At 37.7% G+C, this 12,439-nt stretch carries 11 protein-coding genes and 3 pseudogenes; 12 read left to right on the forward strand and 2 right to left on the reverse strand.

The genetic code is table 11. From position 1 onward, the window contains the following. Positions 1–261: pseudogene (gene murQ, locus D3222_RS22415) on the reverse strand (N-acetylmuramic acid 6-phosphate etherase); the annotation flags it as partial. Positions 262–740: 479 nt separating this feature from the next. On the opposite strand from murQ, the pseudogene D3222_RS26895 reads away from it, so the two are divergent. The 12 genes and pseudogenes from D3222_RS26895 to D3222_RS22485 all read left to right on the forward strand — a co-directional run. After that, positions 741–881, forward strand: a pseudogene (locus tag D3222_RS26895) (group II intron reverse transcriptase/maturase); the annotation flags it as partial. 644 nt (positions 882–1,525) lie between these two features. Next, complete coding sequence (gene speD, locus D3222_RS22430) at positions 1,526–1,912, forward strand: adenosylmethionine decarboxylase (RefSeq protein WP_118988090.1); 387 nt, start codon at positions 1,526–1,528, stop codon at positions 1,910–1,912. Continuing rightward, positions 1,905–2,765, forward strand: a complete 861-nt coding sequence (locus D3222_RS22435) for a spermidine synthase (protein ID WP_118988091.1) — start codon at positions 1,905–1,907, stop codon at positions 2,763–2,765. Before speD ends, D3222_RS22435 begins: the two co-directional genes overlap by 8 nt. A 3-nt stretch (positions 2,766–2,768) precedes the next feature. Beyond that, a complete protein-coding gene (locus D3222_RS22440; protein ID WP_118988092.1) occupies positions 2,769–3,869 on the forward strand; it encodes an amidinotransferase in 1,101 nt (366 codons plus the stop codon). Next, entirely contained in the window at positions 3,862–5,250 is a 1,389-nt protein-coding gene (locus D3222_RS22445) for a phenylacetate--CoA ligase family protein (protein ID WP_118988093.1), read from the forward strand. The genes D3222_RS22440 and D3222_RS22445 overlap by 8 nt, the downstream gene beginning before the upstream one ends. Then, positions 5,238–6,473: an ATP-grasp domain-containing protein gene (locus D3222_RS22450; RefSeq protein ID WP_118988094.1), complete on the forward strand. Its 1,236-nt coding sequence runs from the start codon at positions 5,238–5,240 to the stop codon at positions 6,471–6,473. Before D3222_RS22445 ends, D3222_RS22450 begins: the two co-directional genes overlap by 13 nt. After that, complete coding sequence (locus D3222_RS22455) at positions 6,474–7,493, forward strand: ATP-binding cassette domain-containing protein (protein ID WP_112878123.1); 1,020 nt, start codon at positions 6,474–6,476, stop codon at positions 7,491–7,493. Further along, complete coding sequence (locus D3222_RS22460) at positions 7,468–8,301, forward strand: ABC-2 family transporter protein (protein WP_232832633.1); 834 nt, start codon at positions 7,468–7,470, stop codon at positions 8,299–8,301. The genes D3222_RS22455 and D3222_RS22460 overlap by 26 nt, the downstream gene beginning before the upstream one ends. 1 nt (position 8,302) lies before the next feature. After that, a complete protein-coding gene (locus D3222_RS22465; protein ID WP_118988095.1) occupies positions 8,303–9,073 on the forward strand; it encodes an ABC-2 family transporter protein in 771 nt (256 codons plus the stop codon). A gap of 1 nt (position 9,074) precedes the next feature. Next, positions 9,075–9,968, forward strand: coding sequence for a fatty acid desaturase family protein (locus D3222_RS22470; protein WP_118988096.1), 894 nt, complete (start codon positions 9,075–9,077; stop codon positions 9,966–9,968). Beyond that, the gene (locus D3222_RS22475; protein WP_118988097.1) at positions 9,961–11,250 is read left to right on the forward strand and encodes a hypothetical protein; all 1,290 of its coding nucleotides are present in this window, start codon (positions 9,961–9,963) and stop codon (positions 11,248–11,250) included. Before D3222_RS22470 ends, D3222_RS22475 begins: the two co-directional genes overlap by 8 nt. 253 nt (positions 11,251–11,503) lie before the next feature. Beyond that, positions 11,504–12,040: an N-acetyltransferase gene (locus D3222_RS22485; protein ID WP_118988099.1), complete on the forward strand. Its 537-nt coding sequence runs from the start codon at positions 11,504–11,506 to the stop codon at positions 12,038–12,040. A 101-nt stretch (positions 12,041–12,141) separates the two neighbouring features. Here the strand turns inward: D3222_RS22485 and murP are convergent. Beyond that, positions 12,142–12,439: pseudogene (gene murP / locus D3222_RS22490) on the reverse strand (PTS N-acetylmuramic acid transporter subunit IIBC); the annotation flags it as partial.

Raw genomic sequence — 12,439 nt, forward strand, 5'->3', positions numbered from 1 at the left:
ATTCTCAACCGCATGTAGAATGGCCTGATGCCCTCCGGCAATTAATCCAACCACTTGTTCAGGTGTAGTGCCATAAGTTGGAGGGCATTCACTGGCATCCAGAATCCCTAATCGACCTGAAGTGCCAGCGCCGATATAAATTAAACGACCTCCCTGACGAAATGCTTCGGCAATTTTATCTACCGTTTCTGCAATTTTTGGCAAAGTTTGCTCTACCGCCAGTGCGACTTTTTTATCTTCATCGTTAATCAGTTTTAGCATTTCAAGGGTTGGCAAAGTATCAATGTTGGCACTGGCTGCAACTGGAAAAGGGGACGTCCATCACATCACTATGTAGCGAGTCTTGCATTTCCGGCGGTAACAAAGGAGATGAAGCGTAGACAGCGAAACATTCGAGCCGAAACCAATAGGTGAACGTGATAGCGCCGAAATTCATTAAGTCGTGTGTGCCGATAGTTTTGTCCAGCTAGCAGGCAACAGCTTCTGAATGGTCATACTGGTGAATTTCCCAGCCAGAAGCACACACCGGAGCCGCAGGTGTCGGCGAGCTTGTAGAGAACAGTGTGGAACCCAGGAGATCCTGATGCTTCTCAAGGAAATGAGTATTTCGGGCACAAGTGCCAAAACACAAGGTCTGAGAAATGGGTATCAGGAAGTTGGAGCCAGTCATAGTAGTGATGAAACGAGTAATGATCGCGGAGCGAAGGGCTGGCAGACAGATCGAACGTGAGAGGGCAACAATGACCGTACACAGCAACGACGGAGTATCATGGTTAACAAAACTTGAGCGTATAGGCAAGAAATCAGCTAATGACAAACAGCAGGTATTCAATAATTTAGGACATTTGTTGAACAGTGACATGCTAATACCCGAATTGCGTGGGCATAGTCAATCAATAATCGTTTTACGAAGCACGGTGAATTAGCAGTATGACGTAACTATGCAATAGAAGTCCATAAATTGATGTACTAACAGGTAGAACCCACTTTCTGTGAACCTGGTAAATAACTCAGTCTACCGAGACTGTTGAAATAATGAGGACAGAGAGTGCGGATTTTCATCAGGGCTCGTTGAAGCCGAATATATGTTTGCGGCTACGTTGTCAGAAAAATTTACTCACCCACTTGAATTAAGTCGGTGTGCATATAAGTTATTTAGGTAAGTGGAAGTATTACAAAAAAAGATAATTTTTATTGCAGAGCTAAACCTGATTAAGTCACAATTTAGTTATTGAAAATTAAATGTGACAGGGATCTTATCATTCAGATTTAAAAAAATGAGAGAAAATATTAAAGATGTCTATTCTGCGGAGGGAGGAAAAGCATCGAAGTTACGTTTATATACCAGAAAAATATTCTTCCCGTTACAAGAAATCTTAACTGAATAACATTACTTCCTGGGGTAGTGGCTTTTACTTACTTCATAAAATTTACTTGACGGAAAATTAATAGGCTGTTAGAAATATTGTTAAATGTAGTTTATAAATAAAAAATTATTCATTAACCAAACCAAAAAGGAATTAAGATGCTACCTTCTTTCAGTGTTGGTTTTGCTGAGTATTCTTTTCTTGGAACACATGTTTTTGCTGAGTTCTACGGCGTTGATAAGTGTTTACTAGATAATGAAAATGAACTGATAACAATTATGTGTCAGGCAGTAGAAGCTTCTGGGGCTACAATATTAAATGTTATTTCCCATAAGTTTGATCCTGAAGGAATGACTGCATTGCTTTTACTTTCTGAATCTCATGCGTCAATCCATACTTATCCAGATCGTTCTGCTGCATTCATAGATATATTTACCTGTGGTAATTGTGATCCTGAGACGTCAGTTTCTGAGCTAAAAAAATTGATGAATCCAGATGGATTAACTTACAGATGTATTGTTAGAGGAAACAATGAGTATGCTTAATAAAATTTTTGAGCCAATTGGTAACGGTGTTCAACGAGTTTGGGATTTGGAAAAAGTAATTTATCACAAACATACGCCTTTCCAAGAAATGATAATTGCTAAGACTGCGCAAGGCATAAGTCTTTTTTGTAATAATGAAAGGCAAAGTGTTGAGGAATCTCAAATTATTTATCATGAAGGACAAATTATCCCAGCAGCTTTGTTTTGTGGAAAAATAGATAAGGTGCTAATTGTAGGATCCAGTGAAGGTGTTATCAGCCAAATGGCCGTTGAACTGGGGGCGAAAAAAGTAGTACATGTAGATATTGACGAGGAGTGCGTTGCAGCCTGTGCCAAATATCTTCCTTATGGTTATAGTCCGAACGATGTAAAAACAGCATTAGAAAAAGATGGTCCTATCGAACTAATCATTGGAGACGGTTACCAATATATAGATGATGCCATAGAAAGAAATGAGAAATACGATATTGTTGTGCTGGACTTGCCTGACGAACAATATGAAATGGCACAACAAAATCGACTATATAGTATTAAGTTTAACAAAAAGATTGCTAAAATACTAACGCCAGAAGGTGTATTTATTTCACAAGCAGGGTGCTCAACTTATTGGAGAAATGAAACTCTAAAAAAATCAGTTGAAAGATTCAACTCTAGCTTCAAAACTACTGTTTTCTTTGAAATGGAAGAACAAAATTGGGTATGGTTAATTGGTGCAAATTTTCCCTGTGATGACATATCAGGGAGAATGTCTAAAAAACTCGAAAAATTATCTTATCAGCCCAAGTTTATTGATAAGATGTCAATACTGAAATCTACAATCATGCCGGTTTCCCTGCGTAATAGTCAGGAGTGAAGTATGCAATTTCAACAGGAAGAGTCTCTCTATTATTCTCATCAAAACAGTCCAGTAGAAGTCTATACAGAATGGGATCCTTTAGAAGAAGTAATCGTAGGAATTATTGACGACATTCGTATTCCTGAATGGGATCCTGGTTTGGATGCAGTGATTCCGAAAGAATCCAAAAGTTTTTTTAAGCAAAATGCTGGAAAGCGCTTTCCAAAAGAGTTACTTTCACTAGCTAAAAAGGAAGTGGATACACTTGCTGATATTCTACGAAGTGAGGGTGTACGGGTAAGGAGGCCTAATAAAGTTAATCACCATCAGCCAATAATGACACCTCATTTTACTACTGGGGGCGGGTTTTATTCAGCTATGCCAAGAGACTGCCTTTTTGCTATTGGGAAGAAAATTATTGAAGTTCCTATGGCATGGCGTAGTCGTTATTTTGAAACTTTTGCCTTTAGAGAAATACTTAATGACTATTTCAGCAAAGGAACTGAGTGGTTTGCTGCGCCGAAGCCAATGCTTAAAGATAGTCTGTGGCACCCTAACCATGACTGTGAACAAGAAGTTCGCTTTGAGTCTGTTATAAATGAGCTTGAACCAATATTTGATGCGGCCGACTTTATGAAAATAGGGCGTGATATCATAGGGCAGCGTAGTCACGTAACTAACAATAAAGGCATAGAATGGTTGAGAAGAGCATTGGGAAAAGATTACCAAATTCATATTTATGAGTTTGATGACTCTTCACCTATGCACATTGATACGACGATTTTACCTTTGGCTCCAGGCCGTGTGCTGATGAATAAAGCATGGGTTTCAAAGATTCCTGATATCTTCCGAGATTGGGAAATCCTGACACCTCCTCCTTCTACTCTTAATGATGCTCATCCACTCTTTATGACATCAAAATGGATACATACAAATGTTCTGATGCTGGATGAAAAGACAGTTATTGTTGAGCAGGATGAAGAATTCCTGAAGGCAGCATTCCGCAAGTGGGGGTTCAAAACCATTCTTTGTCCATTTAAACATTTCCAAACTTTTGGTGGCTCATTTCATTGTGCAACTCTGGATGTCAAACGTAGTGGGAGTTTGAAAAGTTATGTCTAATGTTTATGACGTGAAGCAAGCTCATTGTAACATCCAATCTATTATAAACTATTCTCAAGTTGAACCACTTGGCGTAGAGAGCATTGAGAGGCAAACTGGGATGAGAGCGCTATGGGAAAGAGAATATTCTATGTTTTCCCAGCGTTTGACCCTTGATTGGGAGGTTTTGGAACAATGGAAGTTAAAAAAACTACGGTCTTTGGTTGACTGGGCTTTTACTACCTCACCTTATTATCGTGACAGATATCAAAAACATGGCTACGAACTTGGGGCTATTCGTTCTTTTAAGGATTTTGAACATCTACCAGTGATAACCAAAGACGATGTGATTAATAATTTTCCGCTGGGTATGCCTTCTCAGCGGTATGATCCGAAAAAATGCCGCTGGATGAGCAGTTCTGGCTCGTCAGGAAAACAGGTGCAAATCATCTTGCCGCAAAAGCGCGCGAATTTGGACATATTATTCAAGTACCGTATGTTTGAGTTTATGTCTGGTAAGAAAATTGATCCAGCTCGCTGGATTTATAATATTCATTATTGCATGTGGTGGCATAGCTCGGTTCTTGGCGAATACCGTGTTTTTACTTTAAGTCAAGACTGTCCGGAATTTTATGCTTTGAATCATATAAAAGCTATGCGTCCTCAGATTATATCATCCATTGGCAGCTATCTTGGGAAATTGGCAGCACTGGGTGAACGATTAGATATATATGGTGTAGAACTAATTTCGACAAATTCAGAAACAACTACTCAGGAAGAGCGCTATCGCTATGAGGCGATCTTCAAAGTACCAGTACGCGACGAGTATTCTTCTGAAGAGCTTGACATTATGGCGATGCAATGTGTGGATAAGCATTATCATCTCGTTGAGGACGACGTGCACCTTGAGGTGATTAACCGCGATGCTCAAGGTGTCGGCGATATTATAGGTACCGATTTGTGGAACGATGCTATGCCGATGATCCGTTATCAGCAAGGTGACTTATGTGAGCTTGATGATAGTCGAGAAGTATGTTCATGCGGCAGTCATTTTAGGAAAATCAGAAAGCTACATGGCCGTGCTGATCAGGGGTTAACCACCTTATATGGGAATACAATATCTCCCGGAAGTATTCTGGACGCAGTAGAGCGTTTTTTCTGTCGGGATGAGGCTAACATTGCTGAGTTTCGCGTAGTACAGCTAGCTCCAGATCGTATAAATGTACTTTATGTGATCAAAAACGACGCCGTACAGCATGATGTCGGAGTTTTTGACGCATTTCAGCATCATTTGAGCAATTTATTTTCCCATAAAGTTTATGTTCATCCGATCCGAATGAAGCAGATCCCTAGGGAAAAAAGCTATAAAAGAAGGACGGTTATCAACAAATGCAAGACGTAAAGTTAAATACAATCCTGATTGTTTCCTGTGAACCGGACATAACGGAGAAAACTACCGAGTTGGCAGAACAATTTGTGCTGTCAGATATCCGTTTTATTTTTCTTATAGAGGATTTTACTCAAACTACACATAATTATCGAAGTGAAGAACACTATATAGTGCGTGATTTTTCCGTACATTCTGATGTTATGGATGCTATTGATAAGATTATTATTCGTCATGAAGTATCAGCCGTAATTTCCAGCGATGAATTCTCCGTTTTTGTTGCCGCCAGTGCTAGGGAGAAGATGAAAATACCTGGAATGACATGTACTCAAGCCAGGAGATTTCGTGATAAAAAAATGATGAAGCAAGTGGCTGAACAGGGAGGAATTGCTACCCCAAAGGAGTTTACTCTTGATAATATCAGGGATGACAGCACGATTTTCCCTATAGTGATAAAACCGCGCTCTCTGGCGGGGTCGGTTGGTGTTGAAATTATTGCTACTGCTGAATGCCTTGTCAACTTAACACACCCTTGGAATGACAGCTACCATGATATGGATGCGGGGCAGTTTATTATTGAGAAATACAACCCACAGGATATTTTCCATATTGATTGTATAGTTTTATCCGGCTGCATTAACTTCATTTCGGTAAGCGAATATCAAGGCAAACCTATTGACTTTCTACAAGGACAACCACTAGGAAGTTTCTCGGTAGAAGAAAGTTACATAGAGAAATATTGGCACCCTTTTACAGAGAGAGTGCTTTCAGCATTTGTTGCTCCAGATGGAGTTTATCACATTGAGGCTTTTGGCAATTCAGGTAATGTCCCTGAATTGCTTGAAATAGCATATAGGCCCGGAGGAGCAGGGATTGTTGACATTATTCAGAAAGTTTATGGATTGGATCTTTGTCTGATTCATTTAGCTGCTCAACTTGGGATTATTAGCGGGATAAATTACCAGTCAAGAGCAGATGCGTTTGCATACCTTATTTTCCCTAAAGAACACACAGCTGTAGAGACTAAGTTTGTGACTGACCTCATTTTGCCCAACTTGGAAAGTTTACCGACTTTGATTAAATATATGATCCCCTCAGTGGGCGATGTTGCCACAGGAGAATTCTATTGTCACAAAGATTGTCTAGGTATGTTCATTTTTAGTGGGGATCGGGAAATGGTCTATCAAGATTTTCAATGTGTGATTAATAATTATACAGTCCAAACAGGATTTAAATGAATGAATAGCCTTCTTATCGAAGTTAATAACGTTTCGAAAATATATCGGTCAAAAGAAAGTGGCTATGGTGTAAAGGAGAAATTAATTGGGATTTTTAAACCAACTTTTAGTGATTATCAAGCATTAAGCGACATTAGCTTTACCCTATTAGCGGGGAAATCGTTGGCTATACTTGGTCCAAATGGTGCTGGTAAATCAAGCTTGATAAAAATTCTTGCCGGAGTGCAGGCTCCTGATCAAGGAAAAGTTAGCGTATTGGGAGTGGATCCTTATAAAGTAAAAGGAAAATTATTTAGGCAACTGGGTGTTGTCTTTGGTCATAAGAATTGTTTGTGGTGGGATTTACCATTAATAAATAGCTTAGATATGGTTAGTAAAATTTACCGTATTGAAAGTTCTTCATTCAAAAAAGAACAAGCCAAGATTTTTGAGTTGCTAAACATCCACCATATCATTAATAAGCCTGTTCGTCTTTTAAGTTTGGGGGAAAGAGTTAAGGGTGAGTTGGCTTTTAATCTGCTTTTTAAACCTCGTGTTCTCTTTCTTGATGAGCCAACCATTGGGTTAGATATCAATGCTAAACATGAGATCCGCGAATTGTTGAGCACACTCAAAAGTGAAGATAATATAGGCTTTATTATCACTAGCCATGATATGGGAGATATTGAGGGATATGTGGATAACATCTCCTTGTTACACCGAGGAAAACAAAAATTTTACGGGGATCTTGCTTCACTTAAAACAATTTCTACTCCATTAATAAAAGTGAATATTAACTGTGATAGTAAAACACAGGCTAAAGCTCTGATTGAAAAAGTAACATCACTCTCTATAAGATCAGGAGTTTTAATTGAGCACATCCGATTCAATGAAGAAGCAGAAAATGTTGAGATCTCAGTTTCGCAAGATCAATATACCATATTTATTAAAGCATTAGTTGTAGATGTTCAGTGTGCTTTTTCGGTTTCAACCCCATCATTGGAGGAGATACTACGTGCACGATTTAAAGAATTTTCATAATTATCTTTTGGCGATGATCCCATTTTCTAAGAATGGTATGCTAACTATAATTAATGATAGATCGATGTTTTTTACTGATTTTGTAATGGGAACTCTGTCGCCATTTATTATTCAATATCTTTTATGGAGTAATATTTTTTCGCAACAATCTGAAAGTATTAATGGGTTTACTTTAAACGACATGATGTATTACTACGGTTTTGCGCTAGTTATTTCAAGGCTTAATAATGGATATGATTTAATCCAAACTTTTTCACGACATGTACAAAATGGTGAGCTTGAAGTATATATAACAAAACCTTATGGCTATCTTTCACAAAGATTATTTACATTTTTCGGCGAGAGTATTTTATATCTTCTTCCATTGTTTATTGTTTTCTTAATTAAATTTATAACAGATTACCCGGTTGAAAAAGGTCTGTCCGTATTTATTACATCTGTGTTGATGATCATATCAGTTATTGTTCTTTCTCAATTGCTATGTTTTTTTCTTTCATTCAGTATTGCAATTATGAGTTTTTGGGTTATTGAATATAATATCCTGCTTTCATTTATCATTCTTAGCTCATCATTGTTTGGCGGAGTTCTTTTACCCCCCTCATTTTGGCCTGATTGGATACTACCACTTATGAAATATAATCCATTTCGCTTTATTATATCTGCCCCAGCAGAGTTTTTTGTGAAAATGAATTCTTCCCTTTTCAAAGAGATAATCATTGGTGGAACATGCTACCTTTTATTTTTTTATGCGTTTATTCATTCAATGTGGAAAAAAGGTATAAAGAATTATAACGGAGCAGGAGGATAATATGAAAACTATTTCTCTTTTTATTAAAATGAATATCAAGCGGCAACTTGCCTATAAAAAAAACCTTTTTGGAGAATTTATACTTTCATCATCATATTACTTAATCCAATTCATATTTATTGATCAAGTTTCCTCTCTATCTGAAGGTATTGGAGGCTATAAAAAAGAAGATTTTCATCTCATATTCTTGGTTTTTATCCTACTTGCAGTTGCGATAAGTATATTTACTCATTCTATTGAGGAATTTTTCAACAAGGTAGCCAGTGGAAGAATAGAGCCTTATTTAGTTAAACCTATATCTATCTGGGTATTGATATTGTTTGGTTGGTCAAAACCCTTAAATATAATAATGTTTATTTTCTTGGCATTTTTTGCATTATCTTTCTCTTCCTTACCTATGGTAACAAAAGATGCTATTCAATGGGCAGAGTTCATTGTCTCTATTATATGCATGTTCATCATTAACTTATCCTTTTTCATTATTTTTAATTTTTTTACATTCATAAGTCATAGGAAAATGCCAGTGGATTATTTTCATGAGATGATATATGAACTTTCCATTGTTCCTGTCAATTTTTTTCCTCATGGTTTAGTTAAATACTTCCTTTTTGCATTGCCGATGGCATTCTCTGCTTCATTGCCGGTGTCATTCTTCTTGGGAAGGAACGACTGGAATATAGGTTATTTAATTATTAGTACAGTTTTTTTTATGTTGGGAACTTTGTTTTTTTATCGATGGGGAATTAGAAAGTTCAATGGATTAGGAGGGTAACATGAACACTTATTTGATTTCTAAAATCAAGGAAGAAAACAGTCGGAAAGGTTTTCTTAGGGCTTTATTGGTTTTTTTTAATAATATTGTTTTTCCATGGATTTTAGTTTTTATCTTTACTTGGTTAGTTTCCATTAGCATTTGGTTCTTTATTACTTTTCCTTTACTATCTTTTTTTATTGGCACTAGGTTCAGAGCAGTGAATAACATGTCGCATGAGTGTTTTCATTATTCATTTTGTCGTTCAAAAAAGGTGAATGACATTTTTGGGGAGTTATTTTCCATAATTGAGTTTTCAAAATTTAAATCAATAAGGAAGGAACATCTTAGTCACCATAAATTTTTAGGTGATATGGATAAAGATCTTGATTTTATTGGCATAAGAAATTATGGATTGCATAAAAAACTTTGTCGCAAGAGATTAATGAAACACTTAAAACAAACATTCCTTTTGAAGCAACTTAAAAATACGTTTTTCTTCGTAATATATGATAACGATGCACCTAAATGGGCTAATACCCTACGTATAATGTATATTTTTTCGCTTGCAATCATTTTGTTCTTATACCCGTTGTATACTTTCATGTTCTTGCTTTTGCCTTACTGTTATTTTTATCAAATACAGAAACATATGACAGACGTTATAGATCATGGCGGCCTACTTAATAACGTTGACCCAATGAGCAAAACGCGAAATTTTATCATTAAGAATAAAATACTAAGTGCAATGTTGTTGCCCCGTTATGATGGTTATCACCTTGTACACCACCTATTTCCCTGGATATGTGTTGAAAACCATGAACGGGCACATGAAATTATGATGGAAAATGAGATATATCGGCAAAAAAAACACGGGGCATGGGAACAGGTAAAGGAATGGTTAAACGATGAATAAAAAGTTTTATCATTCACAACCATTACGCTTCGAGCCTATACATTTTTCTGGATTCCGGCAGAAGGCTGTTACATTGGGTATAATCGATCCCTCTTGGGAATGGTTGCTGACACCTCTTGAATACGACCCCAACATATTGGCTGATTTACAAGATCGCTTGGCACGTATAGAGGCTTTCATGGAGAGTTTGTTCTTACATTACCGTCCGTCGATAAGAGAAATAATGCTTGAATTGGGGATTCCCACATGGATGTATGATTTCATACTGCTTGATAACAGCGATGTACCGTTTCCCCTGCGCTGGGATGTGATTTGTACTGGTGACACTTGGCAGATCATTGAGGTAAATACAGGCTACTGCTTAGGAGGGTTGAATGGATATGCAATCAATTCTATTCGTTCCAATTTTTACGAGCTAACCTGTCCAGATAACCCGATAACGCCTATACAAAATCCGTTCAGAGAAATGAGGCGAAACTTATCTACGATTGTGAAAAGACATGAAATTGTCCCAATCGTTGAAACGCCTGAAGGTTATGGAAAATATGGTTTTTACTTGAAGAATTTTGTTAAGTTAATGAACCAAAAAGGCAACACTCAGTTTGTTGCTGGTACCCTATGTGATTTTGATTTCACTGACTCGCAGGCAACATTCAAAGGTTATCCAGTGAATGTCTTTATACCGATGTTTAATCTATATGAAGTTGCTGGAGATACCTCGTTGATGGCGTCATTCCGTCAGGCGCTGCTTACTAAGAGACTTACTTCAGCATTAGGATTCCGAGAAGTACTGTTTTCAAATAAAGGTTTCATTGCTTGGTTAACTAAAAATATTGGTTACATAACACAACCGGAAGCAAGAGACTACTTCAACTCCCTTTTTCCACTAACAAACATATTGACGAGACAAAATTGCGAGGTTTTCTGGCAGGGGGATTATGTGTTGAAACCTGCGGAAGGTTATGGTGGGGCGGGTATAGTCTGTAGTTGGCTCTGTGAACCTGCGGAGTGGTACAGGTCACTGCAACAAGCATTAGATTCAGGTAAATGTTGGATTGTACAAAAGCGGGTGTACGGTGAGATGTTACCTATGCAGTCCATTGATAGGAATGCTCAGATTAAGCAAGGGAATGCTTCTGTTGTACATGGCTTTATTACTTTAAGGGGCAAAATGATAGGTACATTAACGCGTGCCGCTATAGGGATTTCTAATCCAGGAGTAATTAATGCTCATCAGGGGGCAGCTTTTGGATTGACTGGACTGGATGTGACTAATACTTAGGAGGGCAAGTTATGTATAGTAAGATCTGGCTATGTGATAAATGTGGTAAAACGTTGGGTTTCGGCACTTATCCTCCTGATGATGGTTCTGCATTTGTTTGCGTATACATCGAGGGTGATAAGCAATTAAACATATCTATCTGCAAAGTGTGCTTTGTTAGCGTATTTAGCAATTACGTTAACTCCAACATTGAAATATTTTCACCAAAACAAGGTACCCAGTTTCACCATGTGATATTCAAAAGAAAAAGATAATGAACGTATATAATAAAATAGTACCAGACGAATTTGATGTGCCATTATTGGCATATGGAAATGGTTTTATTTTACGGCCATTAAGTCCGAAATATGCAGATATCGACTATGAAGCCGTGATGGCGAGCCGATCGATTTTAAAAGACATCTTTTCTGACGACTGGCCAGATGATATCAAAAGCTGGGAAGATAACTTGCGTCATATCGAAGAAGATTATAACGATTTCCAACAGCGAATTGGCTTCTCTTATATTGTTCTTGATCCTTCGGAATTTCGTTGCCTTGGGTGTGTATATATATTCCCCTCACTTTTTGAGGGATATGATGTAGCTATTTACTACTGGTTACATATTAATATCCTGAATTCAGCACTAGCTTATGAAATAGAAACTTTCATTCGTAAGTGGGTGCGAGAACATTGGTGTATATCACACCCTGCTTATCCTGGGCGAGACATACCTTGGCCTGAGTGGTTGCAACGAGAAAGAAAGACCTTTGCTGGCACTATTGCAAATAGCACGGATGTCAGCAAATAGTTATACTGAACCCCATCATCTTGGGGTTTCTTGGAAAAACGAGCAATATTGTATGCTGGCGAAACTCATATCAAATAAAGTAAAAGACCACCTCCCTAAACAAAGAAAGTAGAAATACCGGAATAAAAACCGCTGGTGGCGTCTGGGTTATAACTGAGTACAAACAGAGAGGCGATAATGGCGCCATTTATTCCTGATCCACCAAAGGCTTTTTGCGCGTTATAACCAATCAGAATACTCAGAAAGCTGAACATGCCTTTACTGAAAACTTTCATATAGCCGATGATTTCAACCAAAACAGCATTAGGGTGCTCAACACCCTGAATGGCTATCTGTTCAAGTAAAGTGGCAAAGCCGAGAAGTAGACCAACGGCAATAAAACCGGGGATCAATGGAGTA

It is taken from the genome of Photorhabdus sp. CRCIA-P01 (assembly GCF_003545805.1).
Taxonomy (GTDB): Bacteria; Pseudomonadota; Gammaproteobacteria; order Enterobacterales; family Enterobacteriaceae; genus Photorhabdus; species Photorhabdus antumapuensis.